Raw genomic sequence first — 19,804 nt, 5'->3', positions numbered from 1 at the left:
GGTCGAGCTTCACGCGGCGTCACTCGACGGGTGCGATCCCGTCGATGTGCGAGAGCGGGAGCGTGCGCTCGACGTCGGCGCCCCGGTCACGGCCGCGGAGACGGCCGCCTCCCAGTCCCGTCGCCTCCAGACGGAACACGCGCGTCGAACCGTCGGGCAGGCGAACGGTCACGTCGATGATCGCGCGGGCACGCACCGCCTGGTCGAGTTCGCGTTCGAGCCAGGCGGCATCCGAGTCCTCACCGCCAGCGCGTACGCGCCCGATGAGCGGCGCGTAGGTCTCGAGGGGATCCGTCGACGGGGTGTCGGCGGCCAGCCGGGCGCGCTCCAGCGTCCTCGGGGCGCCGGACTCGTCGACGGCGACGGCGGGGTAGTGCGCGTCGGTCAGCGCCCAGAAGACGACGTCGGCGGCGACGTGCGATTCGAGGGCCTCGTCGACGCGGGACAGGGCGACGGATCGCAGGGACTGGTCGACCTCCATCGCCTGGAGGAGAGTCGGGTCGGTCGTCGTGACCCGCGTCAGTCGCGTCTCCGGGTCGCTCGAGACGCGGACGCGACCGTGCTGCGCCGAGGTCCGCTCGATCACGTAGGCCAGGGGCTGCGGCAGCCCGGTGAGCGACAGGTCGGTGAGGAAGTCGCGCAGGGACTCGGCCGTCTCGCCACCGGTGATGGCTGCGCCGATCGTCGCGGCGCTGAACCGGTAGCTCGACGCCTGTGCCCGGGATTCTCGCGTCGCCATGCTCCGCAGACGCACATCGAGGTGCGGAGCGAGCGGACCCGGGGCGATGGCCGTGAGGTCGTTCTGGAGGTACACGCGGTCGACCTCGGGCGGAAGGAGGTCGCGGAGGGCGGAGACGTCGACCTCGTCGCCCGCCGCGAGTCCGGAACTCCAGGGAGGAGTCTGGTCGGCGGCGTCGATGAGGCCCCATGCCGAGAAACGCTCTCGCCACAGCGCCGCCCGCTCCGCGCCGGACGGGTCGAAGGGCAGTGCGTCGGGCCAGCTCGCGCTCGGGATCCAGCCGCCCTCGGCTGTGCGATACGCCCGGGGCAGGACGTCGCGCAGGGTCTTCGCGGTCTCCTGCCATCGATCGAGGGTGGGTAGGCGCAACCACGCCTTGCCGGCGGGGGTGACCAGCCACGCGCGGCCCGTGCTGCCCAACAGACCGACGGATGCCGCGATCCCGACGAGCAGATCCGCTTCCTCGGGTGTCTCCACGGCTCCCGCATCCACGAGGCGCCGCCGCTCGGTGGCGCCGAGCGATCCCGAGCCGATGCGTCCGAGCGGTGCGTCGAGAGTCAGGAGGAGGACGTCGGCCAGGGCCGCGGCGTTGGTGAACGCGGCTTCGGCGGCGGCATCGGATGCCGCGGCTCGGCCGGGGCGGGAAGGCTCGGCATCCGGGATCCCGTCGGGGAACATCTCGCCGACGATCGCGGCGACCGCTGCGTAGGCGACGCCGTCGTCGCGCACGAGAGCTCGCGCGACGAGCGCGGCGCGCACGTCGGTGAGTACGGGCGATCCGGTCGAGACGGCCGCGACGAGGGCTTCGGCCTCGGTCCGCGTCAACGGGGGGAGTGCGCGGGAGATCGAGGGGGGATCGAGCAGCGCATCCGCCGCGTCGAAGGTGTCGCGCCACGTCGCCGAGGGTGAGACGTCGCGCTCGAGAAAGAGCTGAGCGAGGTCTTCGTCGGCCCGTGCGCTCAACGAGACCGCCAGTGCGCGTTGGTCGGAGGTCTCGGGCACGGTCAACGCCCCTTGTTCGCGCGTGCCCTTCGCACGAAGCTCATGATGAGCACGGCCACCAGGCACGCGAACGCGACCGGGGGTGCGATGTAGAGCAGAACGCCCACCGTCGGCCAGATGCCGGTGCTCATGTCGGCCTTGGCCGTCGACGCGATGATGATCGCGAAGAAGCTCGCGACGGACAGGATGAGCAGTCCGAGCGACATGAACGCCAGGATGCGATCGACACGGCGGATCGGGACATCGCCGTCGGGGGTGCGTGTGCTCATCGCCCCTCAGCCTACTGCCTGGCACGCGTGGCGTAGGCTGAAGGGCCGGGATCCGTTCGGGTCCCGGGTTCCACCGCGCGTTCGCGCATGTCTTTCAGCGAGGTTTCCATGCCCACCGGCAAGGTCAGGTTCTACGACGAAGAGAAGGGCTTCGGCTTCATCGCCACCGATGACGGCCAGGACGTGTTCCTGCACGCCACCGCCCTGCCCGCCGGAACCCCCGCGCCCAAGGCCGGCACGCGCCTCGAGTTCGGCGTCGCCGACGGCAAGCGTGGTCTGCAGGCTCTGTCGGTGCGCGTCCTCGAGGCACCCGTGAGCATGGCGAAGCGCTCGCGCAAGCCCGCCGATGACATGGCGATCATCGTCGAGGACCTCGTCAAGCTCCTGGACGGCATCGGCGGCGATCTGCGTCGTGGCCGGTACCCGAGCGGTGCGCACGCCAGCAAGATCGCCGCGGTACTGCGCAAGGTCGCCGATGACTTCGAAGCCTGAGCAGCCGGTCGACGACCGACTGCTTCACGCCCACGACCTCGCGCTGAGCGCGCTGCACGAGATCACCCCCGCCGACACGGTGGGGCCGCCCGCCGACTACATCGTCGAGAACGACGGCGTCGTCTCGCTGCGGTTCCACACGCGCCTGCTCGGGTACCCCGGGTGGTACTGGACCGTGAGCGTGGCCGTCGTCGACGACGCCGAGCCGACGGTCCTCGAGGCGGAGCTGATGCCCGGCGAGGGCGCGCTCCTGGCACCCGAGTGGGTTCCCTGGGCGACGCGCCTGGCGGATTACCAGGCGGCGCAGGTCGCCGCGGCGGAGAGCGGCGAGTCGGATGACGACGTCGACGATGACGATGTTGATGATGACGATCTCGACGGCGAAGACGACGACGCCGAAGACGACGACGAGTCGGAGGACGAGCCGAAGGCGCGGTTCCACGCCGGAGACCTCGACGGTGTCGACATCGATGAGTTCGACGAGTCGGGTGACGCCGAGCCGGAGTCCGAGGACGACTCGGACGACGACGAAGAGGACGACGACGAAGAAGACGGCGACGAAGAAGACGGCGACGAAGAAGACGACGACGAAGACGACGAGGACGAGCGCGAACGCAGCTACTGATCCCGTGAACGACGAAGGCCGTCCCGTGCGTGTGCGGGACGGCCTTCGTCGTTCGATCAGGCGCCGGGCAGGCGTTCGATCGTGTAGTCGATCGCGCCGATGAGACGGCGGACGTCATCGGGCTCGATCGAGACGAACGTCGCGACGCGCAGCTGGTTGCGACCGAGTTTGCGATAGGGCTCCGTGTCGACGATGCCGTTCGCGCGCAGGCTCTTGGCGATCGCCGCGGCGTCGATGCTCTCGTCGAAATCGACCGTGACGACGACGGGGGAGCGGTCGGCCGGGTCGGCGACGAACGGCGTCGCCACCGCGCTCGCGTCCGCCCAGTCGTAGAGCGCCGAGGACGACTCCGCCGTGCGCGCTCCGGCCCACTCCAGACCGCCGTTGTCGAGGATCCAACCGAGCTGGTCGTCGAGGAGCAGGAGGGTGGCGAGCGCCGGGGTGTTGAGCGTCTGCTGCAGTCGCGAGTTGTCGAGCGCGTTCTTCAGGCTCAGGAATTCGGGGATGTACCGATCGGATGCCGCGATGCTCTCGATGCGCTCGATCGCCGCCGGCGACACGGCGGCGTACCAGAGTCCGCCGTCGGAGCCGAGGTTCTTCTGCGGGGCGAAGTAGTAGACGTCGGCCTGGGTCACGTCGAAGTCGATGCCGCCCGCGGCGCTCGTGGCATCGATGACGGTGAGCGCACCCGCGTCGCCATGGACGCGTTCGATGGGGGCGGCGACGCCCGTCGAGGTCTCGTTGTGCGGCCAGGCGTACACGTCGACGCCCTCGACGGCCTCGGCGACGGTGCGCGTGCCCGGTGCGGCCTTGCGCACATCGGGGGTCTGCAGCCACGGGGCGGCCGCGGCCGAGGCGAACTTGCCGCCGAACTCGCCGAAGACGAGGTTCTGGCTGCGCTTCTCGATGAGGCCGAAGGCGGCGGCATCCCAGAAGGCGGTCGATCCGCCGTTGCCCAGGATGATCTCGTAGCCCTCGGGCAGGCGGAACAGCTCGGCGAGACGCTCGCGCGTGCTGGCGACCAGGTTCTTCACGGGGGCTTGGCGGTGCGAGGTGCCCAGGATGCTCGCGCCACGGGTGACGAGAGACTCGAGCTGCGCTCCGCGCACCTTCGAGGGGCCGCATCCGAAGCGGCCGTCGGCGGGCAGGAGGTCGGTGGGGAGGTCCACGTGCGGCATGGGCTCGATTCTAGGGCGCGGGGTGGCGGCATCCGGAGTCTGTGTCGGATGGGGTCGGTAGGCTGTCCTTACCAGCCGCGCGACGCCGAGGACTCCTGAATGACCGATCTCATCGACACCACCGAGATGTACCTGCGCACGATCCTCGAACTCGAGGAAGAGAACATCGTGCCCCTGCGGGCCCGCATCTCCGAGCGTCTCGGGCACTCCGGCCCCACCGTCTCGCAGACCGTCGGCCGGATGGAGCGCGACGGTCTCGTGGTCGTCTCCGAGGACCGCCGCCTCGAACTCACCGGTGACGGGCGTCAGAAGGCCGTCGACGTCATGCGCAAGCACCGCTTGGCCGAGCGCCTGCTCAGCGACGTGATCGGTCTCGACTGGGCCTACGTGCACGACGAGGCCTGCCGCTGGGAGCACGTCATGAGCGAGCAGGTCGAGCGCCGCCTCGTCGAGCTTCTCGGGCACCCCACCGAATCGCCCTACGGCAACCCGATCCCCGGTCTCGATCAGCTCGGCGACGTCGCCAGCTCGACGTTCGAAGAGGGCGTCGTCGGCCTGGTCCGCAAGCTCAACGATGCGGGCGGGCCCATCACCGGTACGGTGCGGCGCCTCGCCGAACCCGCCCAGGTCGACCCCGAGCTGCTCCAGCAGCTCAAGGCCGCGGGGGTCCTGCCCGGGGCGCGAGGCGACTACCGGTTCAACGAGGGATACGTCCTCGTGCAGATGGAGGGCGCCGACGAGGGGCTCGAACTCCCCGTCGAGGTGGCGTCGCACATCTTCCTCGTCGACGAGGCCTGAAACCCCTTCTTCGGTCGTCGATTCGTCGCGTGGTGTCCCGCGATGTCGTCGCGAGGCCGGGGCGGCCGTGCATCTCCTGTACGCGATGTCCTTTGCGTGACTTGTTCGTTATCTTCGGGTAGCCTCTGAGGGTCCACAGGCGAGAAGCCCGCCGTCGGACCCCTCGCGGTTTGCCTCCCCGGCTCGTCGTCCGCAGAGGGTGAAGCCCGCACATCGTGCCCCCAATATCGAGTGCTGACGAGCCAGCGTCTTCACGGACGCAGAGGCGCCGGAGGAAATTTGGCTGAACACACCCATCCCGTCGATGACCGACCCGAGGTCTCCTCGACGGGGCTGACCCGGAAGAGCGCGCGCGCAGCGGTTGCCCGACCCTCGCGTCGCACCATTCGACCCACCGCTCCCGCGGCATCCCCGGTTCCCCGGACCGCGCCGCCCGCCCGTTCGCTTCCCGCGGCCCGCCGCGTCGGAAAGCCCCTGCGCAGCGCCGTCATCCTGTCGATGGTGGCCGGTCTCGTCGCCACGGTCGCGATCCCGGCTTACGCGGCGACGGTGCCGCCCTCGAACACGGTGACCCTGGGCGAGATGTCCGCTCCCGACAACCAGTCGATGGTCGTCGCCTCTGACGTCGCCAGTGAGACCCTCGATCGCAGCAGCTACTCGGCGACCACCGCCGACGAGATCCAGAAGAAGAAGGATCAGGAAGCCGCCGCTGCCGCCGCCGCGGAGCGTGCGCGTCAGCTGGCCGCCAGCGCCGGCGCATCGCTGTCGAACATCGACCTCAACATGACCGCTCCCGGTTCGGGAGAGGTGCGCTGGCCGCTGACGAGCTACGTGCTCGGTCGTGGTCTGTGGGACTCCGGATATCACCAGGGCGTCGACCTGCTCGCTCCCGGTGGGCAGCCGATCTTCGCCGCCGCCGCGGGCGTGGTGAGCACCTCGTCCGAGAGCTTCGGCGGCTACGGCGTGGGTATCGTCATCGAGCACGTGATCAACGGTCAGAAGGTCTCGACCACGTACGGACACATGACGTACGGCAGCCGTCAGGTCCAGGCGGGCGACACCGTCGCCGCGGGCCAGCTCATCGGTCTCGTCGGGTCGACCGGAAGCTCGACCGCCAACCACCTCCACTTCGAGGTGCACATCAACGGCCAGGTCGTCGACCCCTACGCCTGGCTGCAGCAGAACGCGGGCTGACCGCTTCTCCTCGAGCGCTGGACCTCGACAGCTCGACCTCGACACGGCGTGTCGGAGACTCCTGTTCTCCGACACGCCGTTTCTTGTTTCCCGATCTCGCGGACCCGGGCGTGTCGGTGGTGGGTTAGCCTGTCAGCGACGTCGGGAAGAACCGAAGGGAAAAGCCGATGAACGCCAGGCCACGCATCCGCACCATGGATGCGCTCGGGCTGCTCGTTCTTCGGCATCGTCTGTTCGGATGCCACGGTCTCACCGTGACTCCTCGGGCGCTGTCTGTCTAGACAGCGCCTTTTTTCATACGCCTGCGCACCTTCCTCTCGTCGCAAGTCGAACATCCGAGAAGCCGTCTCGGCCATTCGAGAGGAGACCTCATGCGTACTCTGGTGCTGAACGCGGGCTACGAACCGCTCGCCGTCGTGTCGTTCAAACGAGCGCTCGTGCTCGTGATGAACGAGAAGGCCACCGTCGTCGAGCGCGTCGACGAAGATCCGGTCTGGGCCGCGGGAGGGACGTACGATCGCCCGGCCGTGATCATCCTCACGCGGTACATCCGGGTGCCCGGGGCGCGTCAGGTGCCGGTCACCCGGCGAGGGGTGCTCCGCCGCGATGCCCACCGGTGCGGGTACTGCGGCAAGACGGCCTCGACCATCGACCACATCCTGCCGCGTTCGCGCGGGGGGAAGGACACGTGGGAGAACCTCGTGGCCTGCTGCCTGCGATGCAACAACGTCAAGGGCGACCGCACGCCGCAGGAGATGTCGTGGGAACTGCGGGTGATCCCCGCCCCGCCGAGGGGGTCGTCGTGGACGGTGCGCGGTGTCGACAAGAGCGACCCGCGGTGGGAGCCGTATCTCGCGCTCGCGGCGTGATGGCGCTCGTGCGTCGGTGATCGTCCGCTTCCCGCGGCCCTGGTGTCGGCGGTCGGTGGTGGAATGGGGCCATGACACGTGCTCTGGTCGTCATCGACATGCAACGGGGTTTCGACGACCTCGCGTTCTGGGGTCCCACGGCCAATCCCGACTGTGAGGCCAACGTCGCCGCCCTTATCGAGAGGTGGAGCCGCGAGGGCGAGCCGATCGTGATCGTGCGTCACGATTCCCCGAAGGAAGGCTCGCCGTTGCACCCCGCGGCGCCGGGGAACGCCCTCGTCCCGGCGGTGGCCGCCGTCGAGCCCGACGTGCTGGTGAGCAAGAGCGTGAACTCGGCGTTCTACGGCGACCCCGACCTGCGGGTATGGCTCGACGAGCGCGGCATCCGGGATCTGGTGATCTGCGGAATCCAGACGAACATGTGCGTCGAGACGACCGCGCGGATGGCGGGAAATCTCGGGTACGACGTGACGGTTGCTCTGGATGCCACGCGCACCTTCGATCTGATGGGCGAGGTCGCGGGCGTCGGGACGGTCAGCCGGACGGCGGCGGAGTTGATGGCCGACACCGCTCTGGTGCTCCAGCAGGGCGGATTCGCGCGCATCGTGCGGACGGTCGATCTGCTCTGAGGGGCGCTGGTCATCGCGCTCGGGACGATGTCGGAGGTAGATCGTATCTTCGAACCACAGGGATTGAGAGTGTAGAACACATGTTCTAACCTGTGGGAGTGAGGGCGATCGTGCGAGACCAGGTGCAGGCGGTGCCTGACATCCACGCGCTGCGAGACCGTCTCGAGCGCATGCAGGGCCGGCGGATGGACGCCCCCGTGCTGCCGACGCACCCGGCTTTCACCTCGCTCCTTCCCGGCGGGGGACTGCGGTCGGGCTCGGCCTATGCGATCGCCCGGTCGTCGTCGCTGCTGCTCGCCCTCATGGCGCGCCCGTCGCAGGACGGAGCCTGGTGCGGAGTCATCGGCATGCCCGAACTGGGGGCGGAGGCCGCCGAGAAGTATGGGCTCGATCTCGACCGTCTCGTCTTCATCCCCGATCCCGGGCCGCGCTGGTTGGCGGTCACGGCGACGATCGCGGAGGTGCTTCCCGTCGTCGCCGTGCGCCCTCCCCAGGGCTCGAACGCGGCACGCGGCGGGGCCGAGGCCACGCGATTGGCTGCGCGTCTGCGTGACCGGGGGACCGTTCTGCTGGTGCAGGGATCGTGGCCGCAGGCGGAGGCCGTCATCGATGTGACCGACCCGCGTTGGACGGGACTGGGGCAGGGGAACGGATACCTGGCCGGTCGCGAGCTGACGGTGTCGGTGAGCAGCCGACGCTCTCCGAACGCCCGCCGGGCGCGCATGCTGCTGCCCGCGGCCGACGGCACGATCGAGATGCTCGGCGCTCCGACCGAGCGTCTCGTCCCGCGCACGCACGAGACGTACCGCACCCGGGCGGTGGGCTGATGCAGGCGCCCACGCGCAGCCTCGTGCTGTGGTTCCCCGACTGGCCGATCACGGCATTCGCCCGCGAAGCATCGTCGCCCCCGCGCGATGACGCCCCCGTGGCGGTGTTCGCGAACAACGTCGTCGTCGCCTGTTCGGCTGTCGCCCGTGCTCACGGGGTCCGGCGCGGGCAGCGTCGACGCGACGCGCAGGCGCTCTGCCCTACCTTGGTGGTGATCGCCGCCGACCCGGTCCGTGACGCGCGGGTCTTCGGTCCCGTCGTCGCACGCATCGAGGACCATGCGCCGGGCGTGCAGGTCGTCCGGCCCGGACTCTGCGCCCTGCGCGCCCGTGGCCCCGCGCGGTACTACGGCGGCGAAGCCGAGGCGGCGCGCACGCTCATCGACCTCCTCACCGCCGACGGCTTCTCCGGGGTGCGCGCGAGCGTCGCGGACGGGATCTTCACCGCCGGCCATGCGGCGCGCGCGGCGTCTTCCGATGACCCCGTGCGGGTGGTTCCTCCCGGCGACGCCGCGCCCTTCCTCGCGCCGCTGTCGGTGGCGGCCCTCGACGACGACGAGATGGCGAGTCTGCTCGCGCGACTGGGAGTCCACACCCTCGGCGCCTTCGCCGCGATGCCCGTCGAGCGGGTGCTCGAGAGGTTCGGGCCACGTGGAGCCCGACTTCATGCGCTGGCCGGTGGGCGCGACTCCCGACCCGTCGAACCGCGTATCCCTCCTCCCGAACTCCACCGCGACGTCGCGTTCGAACCCCCGCTCGATCTCGCCGACCAGGTTGCTTTCGGCGTCCGCGTGGCGGCCGATGAGTTCATCGCCCACCTCGGTGCTCAGAATCTCGTCTGCACCGAGCTGCGCGTCGTGCTCTCCGGAGAACGGGGAGAGCGCAGCGAGCGTGTCTGGCTGCATCCGGGGTCTTTCGACGCGGCGGCCGTCGTCGACCGTGTGCGCTGGCAGCTCGCCGAAGACGGGCAGGGCATCTTCGGCAGCGGGGTCGCCGGGGTGCACATCGCACCCGAGGCCGTCGACGACGCCGCGCACCACAGCAAGGGGCTCTTCGGCGCCGGGCCTGACGAGCGGGTGCATCACGCGCTCTCGCGTGTGCAGGCCATGCTCGGCCATCGCGGGGTGGTGACGCCGACGATCGGCGGGGGCCGGTGGCTCGCGGAGCGCCAGGTGCTGGTCCCGTGGGGCGATCGCGCGGTGACGGCCAAGGACCGCACCCGCCCCTGGCCGGGCAGTCTGCCGGATCCCCTGCCGGCGACCGTCTACCCCGAGCCGCGGCTGGTGGAGGTCACCGACATCGCCGGGGCACCCGTGTCGGTGGGGGAGCGCGATGTGTTGAGCGCCCCGCCCGCCGTGCTCGTCACGGGCGAGCAGCGCCGCCGCATCCTCGAGTGGGCGGGACCGTGGCCCATCAGCGAACGGGGATGGGACCCTCTGCGTCGTCGCCGGGCGCACCGGTTCCAGGTCGTCGACGCCGACGGGGGCGCGTGGCTGCTCGTGGTCGAAGAGGGGGAGTGGCGAGCGGAGGGGCGTTATGACTGAGCGCGTGGCCCCGCGGGGTGTCGCCCCGCGCGGTGTCGCCCCGCGCGGCGTCGTCGCCCAGCCCGTCGAGTGTCCAGAACACGCCGTCACGAGGGGCGGGGATACGGCGTTTCTTGGACATTCAACAGCGCTGGCGGGGGCGGGGTGGCGCCGGGCGGGGTGGCGCGCGGCGGTGCGGGGCGCGGCGGGGTGGCCCCTGGTCGGGCGGTGCGCGGCGGTACGGAGCCGGGCGGTGCGGGGTGCGGCGGGGTGGCGCGCGGCGAGGCGGTGCGTGAGGGCGGGGGTGCCCTGATGGGGTGGAACAACCCGCCGGTGAAGTGGTCGGAGCTCGAGCGCCTGCTCAGCGACGCGCGGCGCCCGACAGGGGCTCCGCCGAACGGCGACGGAGGCGACAGCCCGGCGTGGTCGCACAAGCGCGGAGCCTATGTCGCCCCGGAGATCGAGCGCCCCGCGGACGCCGTGCCCTATGCCGAACTGCACGCGCATTCGTCGTACTCGTTCCTCGACGGGGCCTCCTCACCCGAAGAGCTCGTCGAAGAAGCAGAACGCCTAGGTCTTCACGCGCTGGCGGTCACCGATCACGACGGGTTCTACGGGATCGTGCGTTTCGCCGAGGCGGCTGAGGCGCGAGCGGTGCGGACCGTGTTCGGGGCCGAGCTCTCGCTCGAGCTCCCCGGACCCCAGAACGGCGAGGCCGACCCCGCGGGATCGCACCTTCTCGTGCTGGCTCGGGGCGAAGAGGGATACCACCGTCTGGCCGCAGCGATCACCCACGCGCAGCTCACCGGGGCCGAGAAGGGCCGCCCGGTCTACGACCTCGCGGAGCTCGCGGAGCGTTCCGGCGGCCCGAAGGATCCGCACTGGGCGGTGCTCACCGGATGCCGCAAGGGAGCCGTGCGGCACGCGCTGGCATCCGAAGGTCCGGCGGCGGCCGCTCGCGAGCTCGACACGCTCGTCGACCTCTTCGGCGTCGAGGCCGTGTTCGTCGAGCTGATGGATCACGGGAACCCACTCGACTCGCGCCACAACGACGTGCTGGCCGCCCTCGCCGCGGAGCGCGGACTGCCGATCCTCGCCACCAACAACGTGCACTACGCCGTTCCCCGGAAAGAACTGCTCGCGGCCGCCGTCGCGGCTGTGCGGGCGAACCGCGGTCTCGACGAACTGGACGGGTGGCTCCCGGCCCATGCCGGTGCGCATCTGCGCTCGGGGGCCGAGATGGCGGCCCGGTTCGCCCGCCACCCCGGCGCGGTGGCACGCACGGTGACGCTCGCCGACGAGCTCGCTTTTCCCCTGCGTCGCGCCAAGCCTGCGCTGCCGAAGCAGGCGGTACCCGAGGGACACACGCCCATGTCGTGGCTTCGCCATCTGGTGTGGGAGGCCGTTCCGCGCAAGTATCCGAACCTCTCCGCCGACGATCGCGACCGCATCGAGCGCGAGCTCGGCGTCATCGAGATGAAGGACTTCCCGGGGTACTTCCTCATCGTCCACGGCATCGTCGCCGAGGCCCGACGCCGCGGCATCCTGTGTCAGGGGCGCGGGTCGGCCGCCAACAGTGCGGTCTGTTTCCTGCTCGACATCACCGCGGTCGACTCGATCTTCTACCGGCTGCCGTTCGAGCGGTTCCTGTCGAGCCTGCGCGACGAGGAGCCCGACATCGACGTCGACTTCGACTCCGACCGTCGCGAAGAGATCATCCAGTGGGTCTACCAGGAGTACGGGCGCGAGCGCGCGGCCCAGGTCGCCAATGTCATCCAGTACCGCCCGAAGAACGCGGTGCGCGACATGGCCCGTGCACTCGGGCATTCGCCCGGGCAGCAGGATGCCTGGTCGAAGCAGGTCGAGCGCTGGGGGGCGACGCTCGAGACGGGAGCGGACCACGACATCCCCGATCAGGTCATCGAGTTCGCGGCCGAGCTGTTGAAGGCGCCCCGGCACCTCGGCATCCATTCCGGTGGCATGGTGCTCACCGACCGGCCGGTGGGCGAGGTCGTGCCGATCGAGCACGCGCGGATGGAGAATCGCACGGTCATCCAGTGGGACAAGGACGACGCCGCGTGGATGGGGCTGGTGAAGTTCGACCTGCTGGGGCTCGGCATGCTGGCGGCGCTGCAGTACTGCTTCGACCTGATCCGGGATGCCACGGGCGAGACGTGGGAGCTGTCGACGCTGCCGAAAGAAGAGAAGGCCGTCTACGACATGCTGTGCCGCGCCGACTCGATCGGGGTGTTCCAGGTGGAGTCGCGGGCCCAGATGGGGCTCTTGCCGCGGTTGCAGCCGCGGAAGTTCTACGACCTCGTGGTGCAGATCGCGCTCATCCGCCCGGGGCCGATCCAGGGCGGTGCCGTGCACCCTTTCGTGCGGCGGAAGCTCGGTCAGGAGCCGATCACGTACGTGCACGAGAAGCTGCGACCCGTGCTCGAGCGCACCATGGGGGTGCCGGTGTTCCAGGAGCAGCTCATGCAGATGGCGGTTGCGATCGGCAACTGCACGCCCGAGGACGCCGACCTGCTCCGGCGGGCGATGGGGTCCAAACGCGGGCTGGAGCGGATTGACTCGCTGCGCGAGAAGCTGTACGCCGGCATGGCCGAGAACGGGCTCGTCGGCCAGGTCGCCGACGACCTCTACGCGAAGATCCAGGCGTTCGCGAACTTCGGTTTCGCGGAGTCGCACTCGCTCTCGTTCGGGCTTCTGGTGTACGCGAGCTCGTGGATCAAGCTGCACTACCCGGGCGTGTTCCTCGCCGGGCTCCTGCGGGCTCAACCGATGGGGTTCTATTCGCCCGCCACGTTGACCGCCGACGCGCGGAGGCACGGGGTGCGGGTTCTCCGGCCCGACCTGCTGCGCTCGGGTGTCGAGGCGGAGATGGAACCTCTCGACGAGGCGCGTGCCCACGGGCCCACGGGGCTCGAGGCCTGCACCCCCGCGCACCAGCCGCCGACGGGGGAGTTCGACCGATCAGCGCCCGACGAGAGCGCCGCGCACCGGCGGGACGGAGCGTTCGCGGTGCGGCTCGGACTGGCGGGAGTGACCGGGATCGGCGTGAAGGTGGCGGAACGCATCGTCGCCGAACGAGAGCGGAGCGGTCCCTATCGCGACATGCGCGACCTCGTGCGGCGCACGGGGCTGATCACCTCGCAGCTCGAGGCGCTCGCGACCGCGGGAGCCTTCGAGAGCCTCGGCCATTCGCGACGAGAAGCGATCTGGCTTTCGGGGTCGGCGGCCCAGGACCGCCCGGAGTTCCTTCCTGACTCTCTTGTGGCGGTTCAGCCTCCGCTGTTCACCGACCCGACGAGCTATGAACTGCTCGCGTCCGACCTGTGGGCGACGGGTCTCTCCACCGACGATCACCCCCTCACGCACTTCCGCTCGGCGCTCGACGCGCGCGGGGTCCTCACGTCTCGCGAACTGCAGACGGCCGAGACCGACCGCCGGATCGAGGTGGCAGGGCTGGTCACCCACCGCCAGCGTCCGGCGACGGCATCCGGGATCACCTTCCTCAACCTCGAAGACGAACACGGCCTCATGAACATCATCTGCTCGGTCGGGGTCTGGAATCGCTACCGCCGGATCGCGCGCGAATCGCCCGCCCTGATCGTCCGGGGCATGCTCGAACGCTCGGTCGAGGGCGTGACGAACGTGGTGGCCGACGGCTTCACCGACCTCCGCGTGGGCGTCTCGCACGCATCGAGGGATTTCCGGTGATCGCGAGCCCGCTCACTAGACTCGGGGAACTCGCATGAACCGCCCGCATCACCATCCAGGGGGACGACCATGACCGACACGCCCACTCCGCCCGAAGGCTGGTACCCCGACCCCGCAGGCAGCGGCGGGACGCGACGCTGGGACGGGGCCGCGTGGACGGACGAGGTGCGTCCAGCGGTCAGCGAGCGAACGGACGCCGCGCAGGTCGATGCGCCGAGCTTCGCCGAGGTCGAGACCACAGCGGTCGCCACAGCGGGCGAGAGTCAGGATGAAACCGAGGCCGCGGCTCCCGCCGCGTCGACCGAGCACCCCGCGGCGCCGACCGAGTCTGTGCCCTCTCCGGCCCCGGCTCCCACTGGTCCATCCCCGGCAGCGTCGGATGCTCCGGCCGAAGCGGCTGCTCCGCCGGCTTCCACGGTGCCCGCGGCGCCCGCCACCCCCGCGGCCCCCTCTGCCACGACCACCCCCGCGGTGCCCACCACCCCCGCGGCTCCCGCGGCCCCCGCCGGCACCCCGACCTACTCCACCGCGCCGGGCTACCCGGGTGCGGCTGCCGCCTCAGCTCCGGGATACCCCGCGTCTCCGGGCTACGGCGTCGCGCCGGGATACCCCGCGGCGCCGGGATACCCGGCCGCCCCGGGGTACGCCGGAGCGTCCACCCCCGCGACCCCCGTGAAGAGCGGTATTCCCACCGACACGGTCTGGGTGTGGCTGATCGTCGCCCTGCCCCTGGTGCAGTTGCTGTCGTTGTTCCTCATCGACTGGCGGTCGATCCTGGAACAGGCGATCTACTCGGCGGCGTTCTCCGAGAGCGGCGGGTACTCGTCTTCCATGCTGAGCGCGTCGGTCGGAACGACCCTCGCCACCCTGGGGGTGAGCGTCCTCTCCCTCGTGATCGCGGGTCTCAGCATCCTCTTCGCGTTCCTCGACTGGCGTCAGCTCCGCGCACGCGGAATCCAGAACCCGTTCCACTGGGCCTGGGCGTTCTTCGTCTTCCTCATCTCGTCCGGCGTGTACGTCATCGGCCGCGGGATCGTCCTGCGCCGGCAGACCGGCAAGGGACTCGGCCCGATCTGGGGTTTCATCGCCGTGACCGTCGTGTCGCTCATCGCGGCGACGATCTGGGCGGTGGTCGTCCTCCGCGAGGTGTTTGCCCTCATCGAGCAGGTCGCCTACTACTACAGCTACTGATCGCACATCGCGGTCAGCCCCGTCGGCGGGTGACGATCGCGTCGAGCAGAGCGTGGGCGGTGTCGTCCTTCGAGCCGGATGCCGCCGCCACGACCTCGCCCTCGCGCTCGACGATCACGAGCGCGTTGTCGGTCGACTCGAACCCTCGCGTCCAGCCGACCGCGTTCGCCGCCAGCAGGTCGACGCCTTTGCGCGCGGCCTTCGCGCGGGCGCGTTCGAGCAGCTCGTCGTCGTCGCGGACCGTCTCGGCGGCGAATGCGACGATCGTCTGCCCGTCGCGGCGCGCGGCGACGAGACCGGCCACGATGTCGCGGTTCTCGACGAGCTCGAGAGTGAGTCCTCCGGGGGCGTCCTGCTTGCGGATCTTGTTCTCCGACACCGAGGCCACGGAGTAGTCGGCGATCGCCGCGGACATGACGACGACGTCGGCGTCGGGGGCCGTGGCATCCATCGCCCTGCCCAGTTCATCGGCGGTCGCCACGGCGATGACCTCGACCCGTGGATCGGGGACGACGTCGGCGTCGAGGTGCGCGGCGACGAGGGTCACGCGGGCGCCGCGGTCGGCGGCGGCTCTCGCGATCGCGACGCCCTGTCGACCGCTCGAACGGTTGCCGAGGAAGCGGACCGGGTCGATGGGTTCGCGCGTGCCTCCGGCGCTGACGACGATCGATACGCCCTCGAGATCGCGGGTGCGCTCGACGAGGGACAGTGCGAAAGCGGCGATGTCCTCGGGCTCCGACATACGGCCCGGACCCGAGTCGCCTCCCGTGAGGGCTCCGTCCGCGGGGCCGACGACGTGGACACCGCGTTCCCGCAGCACCCGCATGTTGTGCGTGGTCGCCGGGTGCCGCCACATCTCGGTGTGCATCGCCGGGGCGACCACCACCGGCGCGGTCGTGGCGAGAAGGGTCGTGCCGAGGAGATCGGATGCCAGGCCCGCCGTCATCGCGGCGAGGGTGTTCGCCGTGGCGGGGGCGACGATCACGAGCTCGGCGGACTGCCCGAGCGCGACGTGGCGGACCCGCGCGACGTCGTCGTGCACGGAGGTCGTGACGGGGTTGCGGCTGATCGCCTCCCACGTCGGGGTCCCGACGAAGCGCAGGGCGTCGTCGGTCGGGATGACGTGCACGTCGTGCCCCGCTTTCACGAGAAGGCGCACGAGGCCCACGGTCTTGTAGGCGGCGATTCCCCCGGTGACCCCGACGACGATGAACATCGCCCCAGTCTTCCAGGTGCCCGTCGCTTCGCGGCGACCGGTGGAGGGAGGGGCGGGTGCTCAGCGGCCCTCGTTCCCAGCCCGCGTCCCCGCGCGCGGGTAGCGTGGAGCGGATGTGCACCGTCGTGATCGATGTTCCCGTTGTGGTGGACGAGCCGGTGCGGCTCCTCGCCGTCCGGGACGAGGATCGTGAGCGCCCCTGGCGCGGACTCGGGCCGTGGTGGCCCGATCGCCCGGGTGTTCTCGGCGTGCGCGACGACCGCGCCGGCGGTGCCTGGCTCGCGGTCGACCCCGACCGCCGTCGGCTGGCGGTGCTGCTCAACCGCGAAGACCTCTCGGGCCGCAGCGACGACGAGGTGGTCAGCCGCGGCGCGATCGCCCTCGACGCGCTGGGGGACGGCGTCCCCGAGAATCCGCCGACCCGGGGATTCAACCTCGTCGAAGTGGATGCCACGGGCGCATACCTCGTCGAGTGGGACGGTCTGCGCGCCCAGCGCACGCGGTTGGAATCCGGCACGCACATGATCGCGCACCACGCGGCGGATGACCCGGGAACCCCGCGGATCGCGAGGTGGCTCGAGGAGTTCCGTCGGGCGGGTGTCGGGAACGGATCGGACTGGTTCGAGCCGTGGCTCGCGGTCGTCGAGAACTCGACGCGCGACCCCGGATCGTCGGTCCTCCGGCGAGATGCGCATGACGGTCTCGTGCTCGAGTCACTGCTCGTGTGCGCGGTCCGCATCGGAACCGATGGCGTCGAGGTCCGCGAAGCGGCCCTCCCCGAACCGGGGCGATGGGATGCGGGGCTGCCGACGCGGCTGCGCTCGGGTGACCCTCTTTCGCGGCGGTAGGCTGGTGGCATCCCGCCTCCGTAGCTCAGGGGATAGAGCGCCGCACTCCTAACGCGGGCGTCGCAGGTTCGAATCCTGTCGGGGGCACCACATCGATGACGATGGACGCCGTCGCCCCCGGCTCATGATCTGAGGTGCCGGTCGGTGCTGACCGTGTGACACGCGTCATCGACGCGTGGCTACCGTGCGTCTGAGCGTGGTCGAGTGGACGGCCGCGCGGAGAGCCGGACATCGCACCACGCTCTGCCACACTGACATCGTGAGCAGCACAGTGCGGCCTCGGCGCCGGACCCTTCTCGGAGTCGGGGGCATCGTTGTGGCGATCCTCGCCCTGTACGTCACGGTCGTCGCGCTGTACGCGAGCGGAAGCGACGTCGTTTCGCGGGGTGGCGACGAGCCTCCGGCCGACGCGGTCGCGCTGGTGCTCACGCCGGAGAAGATGGATGCCGCGACGAGTCGACTCACGGTGTCGCTGTTGCCGAATCAGGCGGGCGAGGGGGAGTACACGAACGGCATCGTGGTGAACAAGCCGTTCTACGTGCTGGTGTCGGCCGTCGCGGGTTCGAAGGCGGTGCAGTACGAGCCGAGCCGCCTCGTCGAGCCGGCGGAAGTGTCGTTCGTGATGGACGGCTCCATCGCGGAGTGGCCGTTCGATCGATACCGGGTGACGTCGTACATGGTCGCGGGTGTGGACGATGAGAATGCCGAGACCGTTCCCCTCCCGACGGCGGTCGATGTGAGCGGGCGTGGTGTGACGGGGTGGGACATCACGATGACCGCGCACGACGGCGGGAACGGTCTGATCGCCGTCGACATCGTGGCGTCGCGGTCGGGCGCGACGGTGGCGTTCGGCATCGTGCTGTTGACGCTCATGATCATCATCCCCACTCTCGTCCTGGTGGTCGCGATCGCCGTGCTGCGGGGGCGACGCAAGGTCGAGGTCACGGCGCTGGGCTGGATGGGTGCGATGCTCTTCGCGACGATTCCGCTGCGCAACTTCCTCCCCGGATCGCCGCCGATCGGCTCGTGGATCGACTACCTCATCGTGCTGTGGGTCCTGGCGGCGCTGGTCGCGGGGCTCGTCGTCTTCGTGATCGCCTGGTGGCGGCGCGGTCCGGCCTGAGCCCCGTCGCGGTTCCTCCCCGTGCCTGCGTGGCGCGGACGCGCGTCGGGCCATGCGCCCCGAGGTGACTCGATGTGTGCGAGGTCACCTCCGCTGACGCGATCGGACGGTGTGGCCTCGACCCGATCATGTGATCTCGGGGGCGCGCCGGCAGAGCGGCGATGCCGCGGCGTTGCCCTCGGCGGCATCCTCTGACATGATTACTGAACGATCGGTCGGAAAACCTCGCGGACGAGGTGGAGACGACCCCGCCAGAGTCGGCGGGGGAGAGGATGGCGATGTCGCAGGCGTTTCTCATCGGCGGTGCGCGCACCCCGGTCGGCCGATACGGCGGGGCTCTGGCATCCGTTCGTCCCGACGACCTGGCGGCGCTGGTGGTCGGCGAAGCCGTGGCGCGCGCCGGGGTTCCCGCCGAGGCGATCGACGAGGTAATCCTTGGAGCGGCGAATCAAGCGGGGGAAGACAACCGCAATGTGGCACGGATGGCGGTCCTGCTCGCGGGACTCCCGGATGCCATCCCCGGCCTCACCGTGAACCGCCTGTGCGCCTCGGGGATGAGCGCGATCGCGCTCGCCGCCCAGGCGGTGCGCGCGGGCGACGCCGACATCGTCGTCGCGGGAGGCGTCGAGTCGATGACCCGCGCGCCCTGGGTGCAGGCGAAGCCGTCGAAAGCGTGGGCGAAGCCGGGCGAGGCGTTCGACACCTCGATCGGCTGGCGGTTCACCAACCCTCGCCTCGCCGTCCGCGACAAGGCCACGTTCACCATGCCCGAGACCGCCGAAGAAGTGGCCCGGGTCGACGGGATTTCCCGTGCCGACGCCGACGCGTTCGCTCTCCGCAGCCACGAGAGGGCGATCCGGGCTCAGGATGCCGGACGCTTCCGCGACGAGATCGTCGCCGTCGAGACCCCTCGCGGATCGGTGGACACCGATGAGGGGCCGCGTCGGGACACCTCGCTGGAGGTGCTCGCGGGACTCCGGCCCGTCGTGAAGGGCGGGGAGGTGGTCACCGCGGGCAACGCGAGCTCCCTCAACGACGGCGCCTCGGCGATCGTGGTGGCGAGCGCCGAGGCGGTCGAGCGGTACGGCTTGCGGCCGCGCGCACGGATCGTCTCGCACGCCTCGGCCGGAGTGGCTCCCGAGGTCATGGGACTCGGTCCGGTGCCCGCGACCGAGAGAGCGCTCGCGAAGGCCGGGCTCTCGGCATCCGATCTGGGGGCGGTCGAGCTCAACGAGGCGTTCGCCTCGCAGTCGCTCGCCTGCATGCGCCGGCTCAGCCTCGACCCCGAGATCGTCAACGCCGACGGAGGGGCGATCGCGCTCGGGCACCCGCTCGGCTCGAGCGGGTCGCGGTTGCTCGTCACTCTGCTCGGCCGGCTCGAGCGGGAGGACGCGCGGTATGGCCTCGCGACGATGTGCGTCGGCGTGGGCCAGGGCACCGCGATGATCGTGGAGCGGGTCGATGGCTGAGTCGACGACCGGTTCTCGCGCGGGGGCGGTGGCTTCGACAGGCTCAGCCACCGGCGCGACAGTCACCGGCACGTCCGAGGCCCCGG

17 protein-coding genes and 1 tRNA gene are annotated in these 19,804 nt (G+C 70.5%); 14 read left to right on the top strand and 4 right to left on the bottom strand.

The features are described 5' to 3' along the window. Positions 1–19 precede the first annotated feature (19 nt). The gene (locus AB0O24_RS01905) at positions 20–1,741 is read right to left on the bottom strand and encodes a helicase-associated domain-containing protein (RefSeq protein ID WP_275799935.1); all 1,722 of its coding nucleotides are present in this window, start codon (positions 1,739–1,741) and stop codon (positions 20–22) included. 2 nt (positions 1,742–1,743) lie between these two features. Beyond that, positions 1,744–2,010, bottom strand: a complete 267-nt coding sequence (locus AB0O24_RS01900; protein ID WP_275799936.1) for a multidrug ABC transporter ATPase — start codon at positions 2,008–2,010, stop codon at positions 1,744–1,746. Between the two features lie 108 nt (positions 2,011–2,118). Between AB0O24_RS01900 and AB0O24_RS01895 the strand changes: the two genes are divergently transcribed. Both AB0O24_RS01895 and AB0O24_RS01890 read left to right on the top strand, forming a co-directional pair. Then, positions 2,119–2,502 (top strand): cold shock domain-containing protein, encoded by a 384-nt coding sequence (locus AB0O24_RS01895; protein WP_013585856.1) that lies wholly within the window; start codon positions 2,119–2,121, stop codon positions 2,500–2,502. After that, positions 2,486–3,127 (top strand): DUF3027 domain-containing protein, encoded by a 642-nt coding sequence (locus AB0O24_RS01890; RefSeq protein WP_363372134.1) that lies wholly within the window; start codon positions 2,486–2,488, stop codon positions 3,125–3,127. The genes AB0O24_RS01895 and AB0O24_RS01890 overlap by 17 nt, the downstream gene beginning before the upstream one ends. A 56-nt stretch (positions 3,128–3,183) precedes the next feature. Here AB0O24_RS01890 and serC read toward each other — a convergent pair whose 3' ends face one another. Continuing rightward, a complete protein-coding gene (gene serC, locus AB0O24_RS01885) occupies positions 3,184–4,305 on the bottom strand; it encodes a phosphoserine transaminase (RefSeq protein WP_275800035.1) in 1,122 nt (373 codons plus the stop codon). A 99-nt stretch (positions 4,306–4,404) separates the two neighbouring features. Here serC and AB0O24_RS01880 point away from each other — a divergent pair, with 99 nt between their 5' ends. The 8 genes from AB0O24_RS01880 to AB0O24_RS01845 all read left to right on the top strand — a co-directional run bounded on the left by AB0O24_RS01880 (position 4,405) and on the right by AB0O24_RS01845 (position 15,062). Next, the gene (locus AB0O24_RS01880; RefSeq protein WP_275800037.1) at positions 4,405–5,103 is read left to right on the top strand and encodes a metal-dependent transcriptional regulator; all 699 of its coding nucleotides are present in this window, start codon (positions 4,405–4,407) and stop codon (positions 5,101–5,103) included. Positions 5,104–5,382: 279 nt separating this feature from the next. Continuing rightward, positions 5,383–6,297, top strand: a complete 915-nt coding sequence (locus AB0O24_RS01875) for a peptidoglycan DD-metalloendopeptidase family protein (RefSeq protein WP_275800040.1) — start codon at positions 5,383–5,385, stop codon at positions 6,295–6,297. Positions 6,298–6,668: 371 nt separating this feature from the next. Next, a complete protein-coding gene (locus tag AB0O24_RS01870; RefSeq protein ID WP_058598194.1) occupies positions 6,669–7,166 on the top strand; it encodes an HNH endonuclease in 498 nt (165 codons plus the stop codon). A gap of 71 nt (positions 7,167–7,237) precedes the next feature. Next, the gene (locus AB0O24_RS01865) at positions 7,238–7,795 is read left to right on the top strand and encodes a cysteine hydrolase family protein (RefSeq protein WP_275797830.1); all 558 of its coding nucleotides are present in this window, start codon (positions 7,238–7,240) and stop codon (positions 7,793–7,795) included. A 170-nt stretch (positions 7,796–7,965) separates the two neighbouring features. Next, positions 7,966–8,622 carry a hypothetical protein gene (locus AB0O24_RS01860; protein WP_275797835.1) on the top strand — a complete coding sequence of 219 codons (657 nt, stop codon included), beginning with the start codon at positions 7,966–7,968 and terminating at the stop codon, positions 8,620–8,622. Further along, complete coding sequence (locus AB0O24_RS01855; RefSeq protein ID WP_275797828.1) at positions 8,622–10,166, top strand: DNA polymerase Y family protein; 1,545 nt, start codon at positions 8,622–8,624, stop codon at positions 10,164–10,166. Before AB0O24_RS01860 ends, AB0O24_RS01855 begins: the two co-directional genes overlap by 1 nt. 291 nt (positions 10,167–10,457) lie before the next feature. Next, the gene (locus AB0O24_RS01850) at positions 10,458–13,871 is read left to right on the top strand and encodes an error-prone DNA polymerase (protein ID WP_363372237.1); all 3,414 of its coding nucleotides are present in this window, start codon (positions 10,458–10,460) and stop codon (positions 13,869–13,871) included. 69 nt (positions 13,872–13,940) lie between these two features. Beyond that, the gene (locus AB0O24_RS01845) at positions 13,941–15,062 is read left to right on the top strand and encodes a DUF2510 domain-containing protein (RefSeq protein WP_363372128.1); all 1,122 of its coding nucleotides are present in this window, start codon (positions 13,941–13,943) and stop codon (positions 15,060–15,062) included. A gap of 13 nt (positions 15,063–15,075) precedes the next feature. On the opposite strand, the gene coaBC is transcribed toward AB0O24_RS01845, so the two are convergent. Continuing rightward, positions 15,076–16,278, bottom strand: coding sequence for a bifunctional phosphopantothenoylcysteine decarboxylase/phosphopantothenate--cysteine ligase CoaBC (coaBC, locus tag AB0O24_RS01840; RefSeq protein WP_363372125.1), 1,203 nt, complete (start codon positions 16,276–16,278; stop codon positions 15,076–15,078). A gap of 113 nt (positions 16,279–16,391) precedes the next feature. Between coaBC and AB0O24_RS01835 the strand changes: the two genes are divergently transcribed. The 4 genes from AB0O24_RS01835 to AB0O24_RS01820 all read left to right on the top strand — a co-directional run bounded on the left by AB0O24_RS01835 (position 16,392) and on the right by AB0O24_RS01820 (position 19,718). Beyond that, positions 16,392–17,126 (top strand): NRDE family protein, encoded by a 735-nt coding sequence (locus AB0O24_RS01835; RefSeq protein WP_363372123.1) that lies wholly within the window; start codon positions 16,392–16,394, stop codon positions 17,124–17,126. A gap of 14 nt (positions 17,127–17,140) precedes the next feature. Then, positions 17,141–17,216, top strand: a tRNA-Arg gene (locus AB0O24_RS01830). Between the two features lie 169 nt (positions 17,217–17,385). Continuing rightward, on the top strand, positions 17,386–18,249 hold the full coding sequence (locus tag AB0O24_RS01825; protein ID WP_275797819.1) for a DUF4436 family protein: 864 nt from the start codon (positions 17,386–17,388) through the stop codon (positions 18,247–18,249). Positions 18,250–18,527: 278 nt separating this feature from the next. Continuing rightward, positions 18,528–19,718, top strand: coding sequence for an acetyl-CoA C-acyltransferase (locus tag AB0O24_RS01820; RefSeq protein ID WP_363372120.1), 1,191 nt, complete (start codon positions 18,528–18,530; stop codon positions 19,716–19,718). Positions 19,719–19,804: the final 86 nt, after the last annotated feature.

The sequence above is a fragment of the Microbacterium sp. NPDC086615 genome, assembly GCF_040686055.1.
Taxonomy (GTDB): domain Bacteria; phylum Actinomycetota; class Actinomycetes; order Actinomycetales; family Microbacteriaceae; genus Microbacterium.
This window is presented reverse-complemented; position numbering and strand designations above follow the sequence as displayed.

Coding starts and splice junctions, on each gene's coding strand:
- coaBC (WP_363372125.1), bottom strand. CDS start 16,278: ATGTTCATCGTCGTCGGGGTCACCGGGGGAATCGCCGCCTACAAGACC.
- AB0O24_RS01845 (WP_363372128.1), top strand. CDS start 13,941: ATGACCGACACGCCCACTCCGCCCGAAGGCTGGTACCCCGACCCCGCA.
- AB0O24_RS01890 (WP_363372134.1), top strand. CDS start 2,486: ATGACTTCGAAGCCTGAGCAGCCGGTCGACGACCGACTGCTTCACGCC.
- AB0O24_RS01855 (WP_275797828.1), top strand. CDS start 8,622: ATGCAGGCGCCCACGCGCAGCCTCGTGCTGTGGTTCCCCGACTGGCCG.
- AB0O24_RS01850 (WP_363372237.1), top strand. CDS start 10,458: ATGGGGTGGAACAACCCGCCGGTGAAGTGGTCGGAGCTCGAGCGCCTG.
- AB0O24_RS01900 (WP_275799936.1), bottom strand. CDS start 2,010: ATGAGCACACGCACCCCCGACGGCGATGTCCCGATCCGCCGTGTCGAT.
- AB0O24_RS01860 (WP_275797835.1), top strand. CDS start 7,966: ATGCAGGGCCGGCGGATGGACGCCCCCGTGCTGCCGACGCACCCGGCT.
- serC (WP_275800035.1), bottom strand. CDS start 4,305: ATGCCGCACGTGGACCTCCCCACCGACCTCCTGCCCGCCGACGGCCGC.
- AB0O24_RS01835 (WP_363372123.1), top strand. CDS start 16,392: ATGTGCACCGTCGTGATCGATGTTCCCGTTGTGGTGGACGAGCCGGTG.
- AB0O24_RS01880 (WP_275800037.1), top strand. CDS start 4,405: ATGACCGATCTCATCGACACCACCGAGATGTACCTGCGCACGATCCTC.
- AB0O24_RS01870 (WP_058598194.1), top strand. CDS start 6,669: ATGCGTACTCTGGTGCTGAACGCGGGCTACGAACCGCTCGCCGTCGTG.
- AB0O24_RS01895 (WP_013585856.1), top strand. CDS start 2,119: ATGCCCACCGGCAAGGTCAGGTTCTACGACGAAGAGAAGGGCTTCGGC.
- AB0O24_RS01820 (WP_363372120.1), top strand. CDS start 18,528: ATGTCGCAGGCGTTTCTCATCGGCGGTGCGCGCACCCCGGTCGGCCGA.
- AB0O24_RS01865 (WP_275797830.1), top strand. CDS start 7,238: ATGACACGTGCTCTGGTCGTCATCGACATGCAACGGGGTTTCGACGAC.